Annotated in this window: 16 protein-coding genes and 1 pseudogene; 8 read left to right on the top strand and 9 right to left on the bottom strand. The window is 40.6% G+C overall.

The window, feature by feature from the left end:
• Window positions 1-268 precede the first annotated feature (268 nt).
• Together rpoZ and gmk are read right to left on the bottom strand one after the other, a co-directional pair.
• Window positions 269-544, bottom strand: a complete 276-nt coding sequence (gene rpoZ, locus I6F44_RS10515) for a DNA-directed RNA polymerase subunit omega (RefSeq protein WP_007378835.1) — start codon at window positions 542-544, stop codon at window positions 269-271.
• Window positions 545-669: 125 nt separating this feature from the next.
• A complete protein-coding gene (gene gmk, locus I6F44_RS10510) occupies window positions 670-1290 on the bottom strand; it encodes a guanylate kinase (protein ID WP_197173746.1) in 621 nt (206 codons plus the stop codon).
• A gap of 515 nt (window positions 1291-1805) precedes the next feature.
• Here gmk and I6F44_RS10505 point away from each other — a divergent pair.
• Complete coding sequence (locus tag I6F44_RS10505; protein WP_197173745.1) at window positions 1806-3287, top strand: NAD(P)H-hydrate dehydratase; 1482 nt, start codon at window positions 1806-1808, stop codon at window positions 3285-3287.
• Window positions 3288-3303: 16 nt separating this feature from the next.
• Here I6F44_RS10505 and I6F44_RS10500 read toward each other — a convergent pair.
• The 6 genes and pseudogenes from I6F44_RS10500 to I6F44_RS10475 all read right to left on the bottom strand — a co-directional run bounded on the left by I6F44_RS10500 (window position 3304) and on the right by I6F44_RS10475 (window position 7427).
• Window positions 3304-3734: pseudogene (locus I6F44_RS10500) on the bottom strand (VOC family protein).
• A 92-nt stretch (window positions 3735-3826) separates the two neighbouring features.
• Window positions 3827-4108: a hypothetical protein gene (locus tag I6F44_RS10495; RefSeq protein WP_033016357.1), complete on the bottom strand. Its 282-nt coding sequence runs from the start codon at window positions 4106-4108 to the stop codon at window positions 3827-3829.
• Window positions 4109-4250: 142 nt separating this feature from the next.
• The gene (rnk, locus tag I6F44_RS10490; protein ID WP_010555031.1) at window positions 4251-4664 is read right to left on the bottom strand and encodes a nucleoside diphosphate kinase regulator; all 414 of its coding nucleotides are present in this window, start codon (window positions 4662-4664) and stop codon (window positions 4251-4253) included.
• A gap of 193 nt (window positions 4665-4857) precedes the next feature.
• Window positions 4858-6504, bottom strand: coding sequence for a chaperonin GroEL (gene groL, locus I6F44_RS10485; RefSeq protein WP_007580030.1), 1647 nt, complete (start codon window positions 6502-6504; stop codon window positions 4858-4860).
• 48 nt (window positions 6505-6552) lie between these two features.
• A complete protein-coding gene (locus I6F44_RS10480) occupies window positions 6553-6840 on the bottom strand; it encodes a co-chaperone GroES (RefSeq protein WP_007580032.1) in 288 nt (95 codons plus the stop codon).
• A 110-nt stretch (window positions 6841-6950) separates the two neighbouring features.
• Window positions 6951-7427: an FxsA family protein gene (locus tag I6F44_RS10475; protein WP_197173744.1), complete on the bottom strand. Its 477-nt coding sequence runs from the start codon at window positions 7425-7427 to the stop codon at window positions 6951-6953.
• A 178-nt stretch (window positions 7428-7605) separates the two neighbouring features.
• Between I6F44_RS10475 and cutA the strand changes: the two genes are divergently transcribed.
• The 5 genes from cutA (at window position 7606) to accC (ending at window position 12308) form a co-directional block, all read left to right on the top strand.
• Window positions 7606-7926, top strand: a complete 321-nt coding sequence (gene cutA, locus I6F44_RS10470; RefSeq protein WP_007580036.1) for a divalent-cation tolerance protein CutA — start codon at window positions 7606-7608, stop codon at window positions 7924-7926.
• Window positions 7926-9761: a protein-disulfide reductase DsbD gene (locus tag I6F44_RS10465; RefSeq protein ID WP_197173743.1), complete on the top strand. Its 1836-nt coding sequence runs from the start codon at window positions 7926-7928 to the stop codon at window positions 9759-9761. Before cutA ends, I6F44_RS10465 begins: the two co-directional genes overlap by 1 nt.
• Window positions 9762-9989: 228 nt before the next feature.
• Complete coding sequence (gene aroQ, locus I6F44_RS10460) at window positions 9990-10442, top strand: type II 3-dehydroquinate dehydratase (protein WP_197173742.1); 453 nt, start codon at window positions 9990-9992, stop codon at window positions 10440-10442.
• 40 nt (window positions 10443-10482) lie between these two features.
• Complete coding sequence (gene accB, locus I6F44_RS10455) at window positions 10483-10941, top strand: acetyl-CoA carboxylase biotin carboxyl carrier protein (RefSeq protein ID WP_007580042.1); 459 nt, start codon at window positions 10483-10485, stop codon at window positions 10939-10941.
• 26 nt (window positions 10942-10967) lie between these two features.
• Window positions 10968-12308, top strand: coding sequence for an acetyl-CoA carboxylase biotin carboxylase subunit (gene accC / locus I6F44_RS10450; RefSeq protein WP_007580045.1), 1341 nt, complete (start codon window positions 10968-10970; stop codon window positions 12306-12308).
• Window positions 12309-12678: 370 nt separating this feature from the next.
• Here accC and I6F44_RS10445 read toward each other — a convergent pair whose 3' ends face one another.
• Window positions 12679-13380 carry a FadR/GntR family transcriptional regulator gene (locus I6F44_RS10445; protein WP_007580047.1) on the bottom strand — a complete coding sequence of 234 codons (702 nt, stop codon included), beginning with the start codon at window positions 13378-13380 and terminating at the stop codon, window positions 12679-12681.
• 199 nt (window positions 13381-13579) lie between these two features.
• Here I6F44_RS10445 and I6F44_RS10440 point away from each other — a divergent pair, with 199 nt between their 5' ends.
• A complete protein-coding gene (locus I6F44_RS10440; protein WP_002958845.1) occupies window positions 13580-14338 on the top strand; it encodes an SDR family NAD(P)-dependent oxidoreductase in 759 nt (252 codons plus the stop codon).
• A 3-nt stretch (window positions 14339-14341) separates the two neighbouring features.
• Complete coding sequence (locus I6F44_RS10435; protein WP_197173741.1) at window positions 14342-15292, top strand: 2-dehydro-3-deoxygalactonokinase; 951 nt, start codon at window positions 14342-14344, stop codon at window positions 15290-15292.
• Window positions 15293-15319 lie beyond the last annotated feature (27 nt).

Here is a 15319-nt window from a genome sequence, read left to right as displayed (position 1 = left end):
AAGAGTAAATTGCCCCTAGGCAGAACCCTTTGGGCAGCGCATGTTTTGCATTTATGCTGCGTTATCGCCTACTTATGGGAAATAACCACACTACATAGGCTCTGCCTTGCCTAAATACCAAGCATACTGCTGCAAATTTAACCTCGAAAGATAAAAAGGCCCTAGTGAAGCAAATTAGGTAAGCTACGAATATACGATGAAATGAAAGGATTGCCAACGGCTATAGTAGAAATACTGCGCCGTTGGCTAAATCAGACCGGGAGGTCGATTATTGGTTGCCACCAACAATGGCAGCAACAGCAGCTAATTCTGCTGCTTCTTGGTGTTGTTGTTCTTCACGGTCAATTAAGTCCATTGAAGCGCTATCAACTAAACCTAATTCAATTTCACGTAAAGCAACTACCGTTGGCTTATCGTTTTCAGGGTCTACTAGTGGAGTTTTACCACCAACAGCAATTTGGCGGGCACGACGAGCCGCAACTAAAATTAAGTCAAAACGATTACCAACTGCATCTACTGCATCTTCAACTGTTACGCGGGCCATCACAGCACTCCAAAAATAATTTAAAAGCAAAGACGTAGTTTACTCCAAGGAGCCACTTTCGCCAATAGCCAGTGTTCAATTTTTATCAGTTTTACTTGCCTAAGCCTAATTTAAGTAAGCTTAAATTATTTAAGCAGACTATTTAGTAAAACTTGGTGACGATCTTCTTGCGCTTTTAGTGTTAAGCGATGAGCCATTACAATCATTTCTATGTCGGCAAGTGCGCTCTCAAAGTCATCATTAACAATTACAAAGTCGTATTCGTTATAATGTGATGTTTCAGATTGTGCTTTTGCCATACGAGAGGCAATAACTTCAGCCGAATCTTGGCCACGGTTATTTAAGCGTTGTTCTAATTCTTCTTTTGAAGGCGGTAGAATAAAAATAGTTTGTACGCTTGGCATAATTTTGCGCACTTGCTGAGCGCCTTGCCAATCAATATCTAAAAACACATCAATACCCGCATCAAGTTGCGACTCAATAGCCTGCTTTGATGTGCCGTAGTAATTATCGAATACTTGAGCCCATTCAAAAAAGTCATCTTTGGCAATAAGCGCTTTAAATTCGTCTGTAGATACAAAGTGATAATGCACGCCATTTTCTTCACCTGGGCGAGGGGCGCGAGTTGTATGTGATACAGATACTTTCATGTCAGCGTGTTTTTTTAATAACGCATTGATTAAGCTTGATTTACCAGCACCAGAAGGGGCTGACAAAATAAATAAGTTACCGCGAGTTTGTGCCATGTTTTTCTCTACCTAAAAATAAACAGGCTTGGGTTACAAGTAAGCCAAGCCTTTAATTAACTGTATTGTACTTTAATTAGTTCACCTTGCTCAAGTTAGTCGTGCTCATGTTGGTCATGTCCAAATTGGCTTGGGAGTATTTTGCTAAGTTAGGGCGTGTTGATTTTTGTGGATTGAAATTTGTTCAATCTAGGGGCGACTAAATCGCGGCGCGAGGTTTGTAACCTAGTGGGCTAAGTAAAAACCGATCAACAAAGAGTTGATCGTCCCTAGAAAGAACCCAAAGGGCAGCGCATGTTTGGTATTTATGCTGCGTTATCGCCTATTCATGGGGAATAACCACACTACATAGGCTCCGCCTTGCCTAAAAACCAAACATACTGCTGCAAATTCACCCACCAAAGTTCAACACGCCCTAGATTTTAAATAAAATTGCAGTTTAAAATTATCAACGGAGCTAGCCGCTAGATATAAGTATTTGATAAGGTGAAGTATCACCTATTAAAGGAGCCTTTATGCTTAATAAAACCTTATTTACCGCACAACAAGTAAGAGACAACGAAGCTTTAGCGGCTAAAAATAGTCATTGTGATTTATTTACCCTAATGCAGCGTGCAGGCGAGGCTGTATATAAGCAATGGCAGTTATTTGATGCACAGCATACATTAGTCATTGTTGGCCATGGTAACAATGCTGGAGATGGTTACGTTGTAGCTAGGCTTATTATGCAATCAGGTAAAAAGGTAACAGTATGTGCTGCTGAACCCGAAAAAACATTAAAAGGTGATGCTGCAAAAGCGCAGCAGCTATGGATAGAAGCGGGTGGGGTAGTTTCTCATTTTACAAAAGACACGCTTAGTAAGTGCGATATAGTTATTGATGCGCTCTTTGGTACTGGCCTTAAAAACGCAGTGCGTGATAGTTTTGCGAATATAATTAACGCTGTAAATAACAGTGGTAAGCCCGTAATAAGCATTGATATACCGTCAGGTATTGAAGCAAATACAGGGCAGCCTTTAGGGAGCGCAGTACAAGCGACTTCAACCGTTACTTTTGTGGGTATTAAGCAAGGGCTCACAACGACGGCAGGTAAACAATATAGCGGTAAGTTAGTATTTGATGATTTAGCAATTGGCGATGCGTTTACTTGTATCGCTCAATCTTCAGGAACACTTGTTAATATCAATAGCTTTAAAGGGATAGCCACGCGGGCAATCAATAGTCACAAAGGAAGCCACGGTAAACTTTTATGTGTTGGTGGCAATCAAGGTACTGCAGGTGCAATTAGGTTAAGTAGTGAAGCCGCTCTTAGAACGGGTGCTGGCATGGTAAGAGTGTATACACACGAAAGCTCAATAACGCCTATTAGTATTGGCAGACCAGAACTTATGGTAAGCAGTAATAACTTACATCAAGCGCTAGAGTGGGCAAGCTGCGTTGTTATTGGCCCAGGGCTTGGGCAAGACGAGTGGGCACAACAAACATTCGATGAAGTAATGCAATATTGCCAAAACAATAAAATGCCATTAGTTATAGATGCAGATGCCCTTAATTTACTGGCTAAGAAAGCTTCATCATACACGTTAGAGCAATGCGTACTTACTCCACATCCCGGCGAAGCTTCGCGACTGCTAAGTGTTAGCACCAGCGACATAGAATCAGACCGCTTTAACTATGCTCGTCTTTGCGCCAAGCGCTATACCGCGACTTGTGTATTAAAAGGCGCGGGAACATTAATAGATAATGCCCAGCACACGTGGGTATGTGAAGATGGCAACCCGGCATTGGCCGTTGGAGGCAGTGGCGATGTACTCACTGGTATTATTGGTGCCTTACTTGCTCAAGGTTTAAATATTGATGAAGCAGCACGCTATGGTGTAACACTGCACGCTAAAGCCGGTGATATTGCAAGTGAGCGAGACGGGCAAAGGGGAATGCTACCCAGTGATTTATTCCCAATTGTCAGAGAGTTAGTTAATAAAGTGACGCGAGTTTAAGCGTCACTTTATCGTACTAATTATTAAGCTGCAGTAAATCCCATTTTGTACCATATAAGTCTTCAAAAACCACTACGGTGCCATAGGGTTCTACTCGAGGCTTTTCGTTAAATGTAACGCCTTTAGAAAGCATTAAATTATAATCTCGCCAAAAGTCATTGGTATGCAAAAATAAAAACACGCGACCACCCGTTTGATTACCAATAGCACTCATCTGTTCGGGTGTTGTGGCTTTAGCAAGCAGTGGATTAGTCCTGCTCGAATTAGTCTCGTTTGAACAAGCCCGTTTGAATTTGGTGGTGAAATTAACACCCAGCGTTTACCCTCTCCTAAATCAGTATCCTCAACTAATTCAAAATTTAGCTTTTGAGTATAAAACTCAATGGCATCGTCGTAGTCTTTAACAACTAATGCAATGCTGCCTATATGCTGTTGAGCGTTAGTCATGTTTGGTTTACTCCGTACTATTAAATAAATGTACTTTTTATTATATTAGTTAGCGACTTCGCAGCGTATATGCCCGCAGTATGTAATGTGAATTAACTTGCGAGTTCGTCTTCATCATCGGGTGGATCACCTGAGTCTTCTTTGCGTTTTCTTTGTTCTTGTTTTGCTTTTTGTACATTTTCGTAGGTAGGTGGCGGAATAGGCATCAGTGAAATAAGCGGAAAGAATGCTAAAAATAAATAAGCCCCCTTAGACATACTTTTACCCCACGTGACCATTTTGAGCATAGCCCAAACTACGAATGAAAATAACCCAGTCACAAGGGCAATAAAAACAAAGAAGATGAATATTCCGTTATTACTTAATAAATCCATTTAATATAAATCTTAGTTATACGTAACTTAGATGTGGGTATAAATTAAACAATATCAATCTGCTTTATAATAAAAAGCAAAACCCAGCCGAGAGGCTGGGTCTACTTTAAATCGATTTTTTAGTACTAAGTGCATAAAGTGTTTATCTGTGTAATTCACCAGCACGTTCTGGTTGATAGGTTACTTCTTTTATTTTTACCTTTATTAAGCCGCCACTCGGTTTAGGCCACTCAATTTCGTCGCCTTGGTTTAGCCCAAGTAATGCGCTACCTACAGGTGATAATATCGATATTTTATCGCCGCTAGAGTCACTGTTCTTTGGGTACACCAAGGTTAACGTAAATTCTTCTTTAGAAGACTCAACAATAAAGTTTACAGTTGAGTTCATCGTTACAACTGACGATGGCATATCTTTAGGTTCGACTATTGTAGCTCGTGCCAGTTCAGCTTCCAATTCTTCTTTATTAGCAAAGCTACCTGCAGGCAATGATTCCATTAAGTCATACAATCTATCTGCATCGAGTGATGAGATGATTAGTTCAGGTTTTTTATTCATCTTAATATCCTTAATAATTTTTAATAAATAAAATTAACTCTGAGTATGGCTTGGCATGCATTTAAGAAGCAAAGGGATACGCGAAGTCATTTTATTAATTAGCCACACCTGTGGCTTTTACTTTATTTGTGCCCAATAGCTAAAAACCCAGCCGAAGCTGGGTTTTTATTTGAGCTAGGTGTTTAGGGGATGATTACATCATTCCGCCCATACCACCCATTCCGCCCATGCCACCCATATCAGCGCCACCAGCTTCATCTTTTGGGATTTCAGCTACCATTGCTTCAGTAGTGATCATTAGACCCGCAATAGACCCTGCAAATTGTAATGCAGAGCGTGTTACTTTAGTTGGATCTAGGATACCCATTTCAATCATGTCGTTGTATTCGCCAGTTGCTGCGTTGTAACCAAAGTTACCGTCGCCGCCTTTAACTGCGTTAATTACAACTGATGCTTCTTCGCCAGCGTTAGTTACGATTTGACGAAGTGGTGCTTCCATTGCACGAAGTGCAACTTTAATACCGTGGTTTTGATCTTCGTTGTCGCCAACTAAATCAACTAGCTTGCTAGCTGCACGTACAAGTGCAACACCGCCGCCAGGTACTACGCCTTCTTCAACCGCTGCACGAGTTGCATTTAATGCATCTTCAACGCGGTCTTTTTTCTCTTTCATTTCCATTTCAGTAGCAGCACCTACTTTGATTACTGCAACACCGCCAGCTAGTTTAGCCATGCGCTCTTGAAGTTTCTCTTTATCGTAGTCTGATGTTGCTTCTTCGATTTGTGCTTTAATTTGTGAAACACGACCGCTAATACCCGCTTCTTCACCAGCACCATCAATGATTGTTGTATCATCTTTAGTGATAATTACGCGCTTAGCTGTACCTAGGTCTTCAACTGTTGCTTTTTCAAGCTCTAAGCCGATTTCTTCAGAAATTACAGTACCGCCAGTTAATACAGCGATATCTTGTAGCATTGCTTTGCGACGGTCGCCAAAACCAGGTGCTTTAACCGCTGATACTTTAACAATACCGCGCATGTTATTAACTACTAATGTAGCTAGTGCTTCGCCTTCAAGGTCTTCTGCGATGATTAATAATGGTTTGCTTGCTTTAGCAACCGCTTCTAATGTTGGTAATAATTCGCGGATGTTAGATATTTTTTTATCTACAAGTAGAATAAATGGGTTATCTAGTTCAACAGTACCTTTTTCTGGGCTGTTGATAAAGTAAGGAGATAAGTAACCACGGTCAAACTGCATGCCTTCAACAACATCTAGTTCGTTTTCAAGTGATTGACCTTCTTCTACAGTAATAACACCACTGTTACGGCCTACTTTTTCCATTGCTTGTGCAATGATGTCGCCAATCTCTTTATCAGAGTTAGCTGAAATAGTACCTACTTGTGCAATTGCTTTAGTATCAGAACAAGGAACAGATAACGCTTTAAGCTCTGCAACAGCAGCAATAACTGCTTTGTCGATGCCGCGCTTAAGATCCATTGGGTTCATACCCGCTGCAACAGCTTTAAGGCCTTCATTAACAATAGACTGTGCAAGTACTGTAGCGGTAGTTGTACCATCGCCGGCTGCATCATTTGCTTTAGATGCAACTTCTTTAACCATTTGTGCGCCCATGTTCTCAAACTTGTCTTCAAGTTCGATTTCTTTTGCTACAGATACACCATCTTTAGTGATAACTGGTGAGCCAAATGATTTATCTAGTACAACGTTACGGCCTTTAGGACCTAATGTAACTTTTACTGCGTTTGCCAGGATGTTTACGCCAGTTAGCATTTTAGCGCGTGCGTCACCTGCAAAAAGTACTTCTTTTGCTGCCATGTTTTAAATTCCTCTAAATTCTTAAATGTTTATAAACGAAAAGTAGGTTTAGCCTACAATGCCTAAAATATTATCTTCACGCATGATCAGGTACTCTTGACCTTCGATCTTTTCAACTTTTTCAACATATGAGCCAAATAACACAGTGTCACCGGCTTTAACTTCTAACGCTCTCACGTCACCGTTTTCTAAAACGCGACCATTACCTACGGCTACAACTTCTCCGCGAGTTGATTTTTCAGCTGCAGAGCCAGTTAATACAATACCGCCAGCAGATTTTGTTTCTTCTTCTAGACGTTTAACGATTACGCGATCTTGTAAAGGACGAATGTTCATGTTTTTTAGTTCTCCTAACAGTTTCTGAACAGTACAGAAAAAAGCTTTTCTAATTTGCATTCATTAATGGGGGTAGAGTGAAAAATTCCAAGAGAAAAAACGATAAATTTTTAATCTTTTCGCTCATATTCACCATCAATAGTGGTTGGTCGTTCCATTTGCCCTTGCTCTCGTTCAGCATGTTGCTGCCCAGCAAACGGCGATGGCCCTTGTTGCATGCCTGTGCTCATTCTAACAGTTGCTTGGCTAGCAAGGCCTGCAGCCAATTTGTTACGAATTGCAGGGGTTAATAATAGTAGCCCAAATACGTCAGTCATAATGCCAGGAGTAAGGAGTAATACACCTGCAATTACAACGCATATTCCGGTAAATAATTCTTTGGCTGGCATTTGCCCTTGCGCCATTTGCGCTTGTACGTTTTGCAGCGCCCCCATACCTTGTGTTTTAACCATTTTGGCACCTAAAATCGCCGTAATAACAACAAGTGCAATTGTTGCAAATCCGCCAATCACGTCGCTTACTTGAATCAGCAAAGCGATTTCGATAATAGGGATGATAATAAACAACACAAATAAAAATCTAAACATAGCGCTCTCTAAATAATGACACTCAAAAGAGTTGATGAAATATAAATGAGGGTGACGAGGTCTCTTTTCAAGGTTAGGGCATAGGTATCGTCATTTTACTGATATTTTAGCGTCTACACATTGTATCGGCTATCAGATACTATGATGATAGACACTGTCCAATAAGTATAGGTTCATAATGACTACGCATTTTAAAATGATTTTTACGACCTGCAAAGACGAAGCAGAAGCACGCACACTTGCAAGGGCGTTGGTAGAAAAAAAACTAGCTGCTTGTGTAAATATTTTACCTAACATGGGCTCTATTTATATGTGGGAAGGCGAAGTGGCAGAAGCAACTGAGGCTAAGCTACTTATAAAAACGAAATCAGATAAAATGAACGATGTGTTTCTAACAATAAAAGAGTTACATAGCTACGAAGTGCCAGAGATTCAGGTTTTAGAAGTTTCTACGGGAAATTTGGCGTATTTTAATTGGATGGACGAGGTACTGAATTAATGCGTTTTTTCTTTTTATTGTTGGTTACATTATTAACCGTACCTGTAAAGGCTGCGACTAATAATGTGCTTGGTGATCTACTTGGGCCTCCTCAACACACTTTTTTACCTGTAGACCAAGCGTTTGTATTTGACTTTGATCAGCAAGGCAGCACCTTGTTTGTAGGTTGGGATATAGCACCAGACTATTATTTATATAAAAAGAAAATAGAAATCATTGCCAAGGGTGCAAACATCCAAGTAGGTGACTCTGGTAGTGGCGAAATTATTGAAGATGAATTTTTTGGTAAAACAGAAGTCTTTTTTAATACCGCGAGCGTTGTTAGTAAGTTAAGTAATATCACTGAGGGAGCGGTTGTTAAAGTTCGCTATCAGGGCTGTGCAAAAGCAGGGCTTTGTTATCCACCAGAAGTGATTAGCATTCCACTTAGTGTAATTAGTGGCGCACAGATTAAAAATGTAGATCAAAATAGCGCTACCGATGAAGCGGCAACAGCGCAAAGTACATTTGCAGCACTTAACGATCCAGCAGCTGAACCTACAACAAATTCGGATGACACCGAAAAAGAACTGACTTTTACTGAGCAATTAGCCAGTCAGAGCTTAATAACTAATTTACTCATATTTTTTGCTGTTGGTGTAGGCCTTGCTTTTACGCCGTGTGTATTTCCTATGTTTCCTATTTTGTCGAGCTTAATTGCGGGTCAGCAAAACCTTTCAACTAAAAAAGCGTTTGCGTTGTCGTTTGTATATATACAAGGTATGGCAGTTACCTATGCAGCGCTTGGCTTAGTTGTTGCTGCGCTTGGTGGGCAAGTGCAGGGGTATTTACAGCATCCATTTGTGTTAATCAGCTTTAGTTTATTATTTGTATTATTGGCTATGTCGATGTTTGGTTGGTACGAAATTAAACTGCCAAGCAGTATGATGAGCAAGCTAACCCAAGTAAGTAACAACCAAAAAGGCGGCAACTACGTTGGCGTATTTTTAATGGGTGTACTTTCGGGCTTAATAGCATCACCTTGTACTACTGCGCCACTGTCGGCGGCACTGTTATTTGTAGCGCAAAGTGGTGATTACTTAGTAGGTGGTTTAACACTGTACGTGCTCAGTTTAGGTATGGGGTTACCACTTTTATTACTTGGTACATCTGGCGGTAAATTGCTTCCTAAAGCCGGTGGTTGGATGGAGCAAGTTAAAACCTTGTTTGGTTTTGTGATGCTCGTTGTGCCGCTTATATTACTTGAGCGACTAATCAGCGCCGACATTATATTATTAATGGCAGGTGTGCTTGCATTAGCAACAGCACTGTACTTACATCATTGGCAAAGTAGCCAAACACAAAGCAAGTTAAAAACTGCATTATGGTTTGCTGCAACTCTATTAGTTATTACTGGCTTTACGTTGACTAAAAACTACTTTTGGCCAGTACAAGTACAAACAGTACAGGTAAGCTCACAAAATAATGAGTTTAAACAGGTTGCTGATTTAGCAGAATTAAAAGAAGCAGTTGCACAAGCAAACGACGAAGGTCGAATGGTTATGGTCGATTTATATGCCGACTGGTGTGTGGCGTGTAAAGAGTTTGAACATTACACCTTTCCTGATACCAAAGTGCAAAGTGAGTTTAGCCACTATCAGCTTATTCAAATTGATTTAACTGAGAGTGATAATAAAACAATTGAGCTAATGGAAGAGTACATGGTGTTTGGTTTACCTAGTATTTTGTTTTTTAATACTCAAGGACAAGAGCTTAGTACGCAGCGCGTAACGGGCTTTTTAAATGCTGAGGACTTTGCTAAACACCTAGCAGTTGTGCGCGCCAGCGCACAATAATAGTGCAATAGTGCCACTTGAATTGACTAAGTGGCACCTTCTTAATTCTTCTTATATTTGTACCCACGACACTGATAAGACCAGTATTTTGCTGCTATTTACGTCGAAATCACTATAATAGTTGGTTAACGTGAGAAATTGTTGCTACATTGCTTTTTCTGCTTACTTAAAAGTGAAAAACTAGTTAGTAACCGCTTAACTCATTACTTATAGGATATATCGCGTATTATGGCTGCAAAATTTAACCTTTTAGTTATAAATGGTCCAAATTTAAACATGCTTGGTAAACGTGAACCGGATAAATACGGTTTTCAGACGCTGAGTGAGATTATGGAGGAGCTAACCAGTGCTGCTAATAGTCTAGATGTTGAGTTAACGCATTTTCAAAGTAATAGTGAGCAAGCACTCATCGAACGCATTCACAATGCTTGGCAAGCGGTTGATTACATAATTATCAATCCAGCTGCATTTACGCATACTAGCGTCGCATTACGTGATGCACTGCTGAGTGTTGATATTCCGTTTTTTGAGGTGCACTTAAGTAATGTGCACGCACGTGAAGCCTTTCGTCATCATTCGTATTTTTCTGATGTGGCACAAGGCGTAATATGTGGATTAGGTGCAATGGGTTATCACGCAGCATTAAACGCCGCTGTTAACCGGTTGCAAAGCGCAATTTAATTTAAATTAACACACAAACAACTTACAGGCGGGTCGTGTAATGGATATTCGCAAGATAAAGAAGCTTATCGAATTAGTAGAAGAATCAGGTATTGCTGAGCTAGAAATCACTGAAGGTGAAGAATCAGTACGTATTAACCGTAACAACATGAGTGCAGGCCCAGGTTACCCACAATTTGCTCCACAGCAATATGCACCAGCGCCAGCAGCACCAGTTGCAGCGGCTCCTGTAGCTGTTGAAGCAGCAGCACCAGCTGAGCCAACGGGTCATCAAGTTAAATCACCAATGGTTGGTTCTTTTTACTCTGCTGCGTCTCCTGAAGCTCCAGCATATGTAGAAGTTGGTCAGCAAGTTAAAGTTGGCGATACACTTTGTATTATCGAAGCTATGAAAATGATGAACCAAATTGAATCAGATAAAGCCGGTACAGTAAGAGCTATCTTAGCTGAAAATGGCGAGCCAATAGAATTTGATCAACCTCTATTCATCATTGAATAATAGCGTAACCTAAAAGGCCAACTCTAATGTTAGATAAAGTAGTCATTGCAAACCGAGGTGAAATTGCACTTCGTATATTGCGCGCCTGCAAAGAGCTTGGGATCAAAACGGTTGCTGTGCATTCAACGGCAGATCGCGATCTTAAGCATGTATTGCTTGCAGATGAAACCATCTGTATTGGTAGACCATCAGCAACTGAAAGTTATTTAGATATTCCGCGCATTATTGCTGCGGCTGAAATAACTGACGCTGTAGCGATTCATCCTGGTTACGGTTTCCTTGCAGAAAATGCTGATTTTGCCGACCAAGTTGAGCAAAGTGGTTTTGTATTTATCGGTCCTCGTGGCGACACTATTCGCCTTATGGGTGATAAAGTGTCTGCTATCGCAGCAATGCGTAAAGCCGGCGTTCCATGTGTTCCAGGCTCTGACGGTCCGGTATCAGATGATAAAGAACGCAACATGCAAATCGCTAAGCGTATCGGTTACCCGGTAATCATCAAAGCCGCTGGTGGCGGTGGTGGTCGTGGTATGCGTGTTGTTCGCAGCGAATCTGAACTTATTGATTCAATTGCATTAACACAGCAAGAAGCTAAGCAATTCTTTGGTAATAGCATGGTTTACATGGAAAAATTCCTTGAAAACCCACGCCATATCGAAGTTCAAGTATTAGCAGACGGCCAAGGTAATGCAGTACATTTAGGTGAACGTGATTGTTCTATGCAACGTCGTCACCAAAAAGTAGTTGAAGAAGCTCCAGCACCAGGAATTACTGCTGAAACGCGTAAATTCATTGGCGAGCGCTGTACACGTGCATGTATCGAAATTGGATACCGCGGTGCAGGTACGTTTGAGTTTTTATACGAAAACGGCGAGTTTTACTTCATCGAAATGAATACACGTATTCAGGTTGAACACCCTGTAACTGAAATGGTTACTGGTATCGATTTAGTGAAAGAGCAGTTAAAAATTGCAGCGGGTCAACCGTTATCATTCACTCAAGACGACGTTGTTATTCGTGGTCATGCTATTGAGTGTCGTATTAATGCTGAAGATCCTGAAACGTTTATCCCGTCACCGGGTAAAATTACACGTTTCCATCCAGCAGGTGGTTTAGGTATTCGTTGGGACAGCCATATTTACGCTGACTACACGGTTCCACCACATTACGATTCAATGATTGGTAAGTTGATTACTTACGGTGAAAACCGTGACGTAGCTATTGCCCGCGCGCGCAATGCACTTAACGAGCTAGTAATTGACGGAATTAAAACTAATACTCCTTTGCATAAGAGAATTCTTGCAGATGAAAACTTCCAAAATGGTGGTACTAACATCCACTATCTTGAGAAGAAATTAGGATTGTAATTCTAGCCTGCAAAAGGCGTTTTATCTCAGTTAATAACCAGAGTTGTTAATCTGATTTAAATAATTAAAAATCCGATATCAGGAGACTGATATCGGATTTTTTAATGCCTGTAATTTATACCAATTCGCTTAATTAAATGATCTATTTTGAGGGCAGAAAAACGTGTTGCTAGCTAGGCAAAAAATTCGCTATTTAGTTGTTTTAAATGAGAGTTTTTTAACGCAGGTAGCGACGCGTTTAGCCCCGCAAAATGATTAAGTATTATTGCGGATTGGTATTAAGCCTTATAGGCAATAAAAAAGTCCATAAAATATACTGCAAAGAGTAAATTCGATGGACTCAATATTTATACAATATGTTGAACTAACATTAAACTAATTTAGATTCAATTAACTGCAGTGCTTCTTCTAAAATTGTTTCTACTGCTTTTTTAGCGCGTTCAGGGTCGCGTGACTTTATGGTCTCTAAAATATCAGCGTGCTTAGCAACGTCTGCGCCCGGTACACCTTTAATGTGGTTTGTATAACGAATACTTACTCTAAGGGCTGTACTAATAAACTCAGTTAACTGCACAAAAAAGCGATTGTTACTGGCAACTAATATGCTGGTATGAAAAGCAATGTCAGCTTCTAGTGGATCGTCTAAGCCTTCGTCTGCTTCAGCCATACGGGCTAAAGCGTTATCAATTTCAGCGAGTTGTTCTGCAGTTGCATTTAGTGCAGCAAGAGCGGCTGCTTGTGGCTCAAGCGCGACACGTACTTGAGTAAACTCTTTTAATAATGACAGTGATGGCTTACTGCTTAAAATCCAACGTAGTACGTCGGTATCAAACATGTTCCAGCTGCTTTCAGGTAATACACGAATACCTTGCTTAGGACGAGAAGAAATTAACCCTTTAGCTGAGAGCATTTTTACCGCTTCGCGGGTGGCGCTGCGACTTACATCATATTTTATACATAAATCGGCTTCAGAAGGCAGGCCTTCGCTTACAGGGTAAACACCACGCACAATAGCAAAACCCAAATCGTGGGTTAATTGTTGTGTTAAATTTTGACGGGGTTGGCTTTTCATTGCGCAGGATTCCGAGTTGATATATTGCTTTATTATATATCATATATCATATTAATGTACTCAAGGATATGATATAAACTTTTAATTAGCTAAATATTTTAACACAGCAATAACAGCTTAGTTTGGCTCTTTATAGTGTAAGTATAAGTTTATAAAGAGTTTAAATGAAATTGAAAATGCGCTGTATGGAGAGTTGAATTTGAACACCCTCGCTCAATATCATAGTCTTTCTGGTAAAGTTATTTTTATTACTGGTGGTGCATCAGGCATCGGCAGAGCAATGGTTAAGTCCTTTGTAAACCAAAATGCAAAAGTAGCATTTATAGATATTGATGATAAGGCAGCGCAATCGCTTATTCGTGATTTACCCAATGCAAAACTATGGTATAGGCAAGTTGATGTCACTGACTCTCATGCACTTCAGCAATCACTTGTGGATGCATGCGCCGCTTTTGGTGCCATTAATGTACTAGTTAATAATGTAGCGAACGACCGCCGCCAAGCGAGCGAAGACGTTACAGTGCAAGACTGGGATCAGTGCTTACAAATAAACTTAAACCCTGCATTTTTTGCTTCTCAAGTTGCTATGTCTTTTATGAAAGGCGATGGAGCCGGCAGTATCATTAACTTTAGCTCTATTAACGCGATTATGGGCCAGCCACAAATGGCAGGCTATGTAACCGCAAAAGCAGGGCTAATTGGCATGACTAAGGCATTGGCTCGCGATTACGGCGAGTTTGGTATTCGCGTTAACGCTATTTTACCTGGATGGGTTGCTACCGACCGTCAACTAGCAAGTTGGTTTACCGAAGAAGAGCAAGTTAAGTGGATGGAAGCCATGGCGCTTAAAAAATTAGTAACCCCTGAAGATGTTGCTAATTTGGCACTCTTTTTAGCCGCCGATGAAAGCAGTATGATCACCGGGCAGAGTATTAAAATCGACGGTGGGAGGCTTTAAAGCTTGGCTAATTCATCTCTTTTTATTGCTGTTGACTGGGGCACGAGCCATTTACGTGCTTATTTGTGCGAAGTACATGCGCAATCAACACTTAAATTACTAGCACAGCGTGATGGCCCAGGAGTTGTTAAGGCGAATCAAAATTTTGAGCAAACCTTAATTGACACCATTGCGGTGTGGAAGCAAGAATATGGTAGTTTACCCGTTTATATTGCCGGGCAAATTACCTCAAGTATTGGCTGGCACGAAACGCCTTATTTAGAGTGCCCAATTAATCCCGAAGGGTTACTTAATGCTGCGGTTAGTTTTGATTGCAATGGGCATACTATTAAAGCGTTACCCGGCACAAAGTGTACGCTGCAAAATAGCTTATTTGATGTAATGCGCGGCGAAGAGCTGCAAATTTTAGGGTTTTTAAAACAAAATCCAGAGTATCAACAAGGTAAAATATTATTATGTTTGCCTGGTACACATACTAAATGGGTGCTTATAAACAACGGCGAAATCATTTGCTTTAAAACAGCCATGACCGGCGAGTTATACGATTTGTTATGTCATCAAAGTGTTTTAATTCCTAATGACTGCGCAGAAGGTGAGTTTGACTTTAAAGCATTTGAGCAAGGCTGTGAGCTAACTTTAGGTAGTGATAGCGGTAACTTGGCACATGGTATTTTTAGTGTGCGTACACGCCAGCTTTCAAAGGAGTTAACGCCAGTACAAGCCAAAGCCTATTTGTCGGGTGTATTAATTGGCAGCGATGTACGAGCAGCTCGCCATGCTAGCGAATGGCAATTATTGAGTGATACACAAGTTGTAGTGATTGGCACAAAGCAGCTGAATAAGTGTTTTACTACGGCGCTTAATCAAATAGGTGTGAAGTGTGTTGAGTTTGATATTAAAACAGCCACGCTAAGCGGCTTTAATTACTTATTTAATTTAGAGTCAAAAAAATAAACCCCTCTATAAAAATTAAATTATAAA

Source organism: Pseudoalteromonas sp. NZS11_1 (assembly GCF_015864275.1).
GTDB lineage: Bacteria > Pseudomonadota > Gammaproteobacteria > Enterobacterales > Alteromonadaceae > Pseudoalteromonas > Pseudoalteromonas arctica.
The sequence above is the reverse complement of the archived record's forward strand: the minus strand, read 5'-3'. Positions and strand labels throughout refer to the sequence as shown.

Bases quoted from the DNA above. Each gene is read 5' to 3' on its own strand.
- rpoZ (WP_007378835.1), bottom strand. From the start codon at position 544: ATGGCCCGCGTAACAGTTGAAGATGCAGTAGATGCAGTTGGTAATCGT.
- gmk (WP_197173746.1), bottom strand. From the start codon at position 1,290: ATGGCACAAACTCGCGGTAACTTATTTATTTTGTCAGCCCCTTCTGGT.
- I6F44_RS10505 (WP_197173745.1), top strand. From the start codon at position 1,806: ATGCTTAATAAAACCTTATTTACCGCACAACAAGTAAGAGACAACGAA.
- I6F44_RS10495 (WP_033016357.1), bottom strand. From the start codon at position 4,108: ATGGATTTATTAAGTAATAACGGAATATTCATCTTCTTTGTTTTTATT.
- rnk (WP_010555031.1), bottom strand. From the start codon at position 4,664: ATGAATAAAAAACCTGAACTAATCATCTCATCACTCGATGCAGATAGA.
- groL (WP_007580030.1), bottom strand. From the start codon at position 6,504: ATGGCAGCAAAAGAAGTACTTTTTGCAGGTGACGCACGCGCTAAAATG.
- I6F44_RS10480 (WP_007580032.1), bottom strand. From the start codon at position 6,840: ATGAACATTCGTCCTTTACAAGATCGCGTAATCGTTAAACGTCTAGAA.
- I6F44_RS10475 (WP_197173744.1), bottom strand. From the start codon at position 7,427: ATGTTTAGATTTTTATTTGTGTTGTTTATTATCATCCCTATTATCGAA.
- cutA (WP_007580036.1), top strand. From the start codon at position 7,606: ATGACTACGCATTTTAAAATGATTTTTACGACCTGCAAAGACGAAGCA.
- I6F44_RS10465 (WP_197173743.1), top strand. From the start codon at position 7,926: ATGCGTTTTTTCTTTTTATTGTTGGTTACATTATTAACCGTACCTGTA.
- aroQ (WP_197173742.1), top strand. From the start codon at position 9,990: ATGGCTGCAAAATTTAACCTTTTAGTTATAAATGGTCCAAATTTAAAC.
- accB (WP_007580042.1), top strand. From the start codon at position 10,483: ATGGATATTCGCAAGATAAAGAAGCTTATCGAATTAGTAGAAGAATCA.
- accC (WP_007580045.1), top strand. From the start codon at position 10,968: ATGTTAGATAAAGTAGTCATTGCAAACCGAGGTGAAATTGCACTTCGT.
- I6F44_RS10445 (WP_007580047.1), bottom strand. From the start codon at position 13,380: ATGAAAAGCCAACCCCGTCAAAATTTAACACAACAATTAACCCACGAT.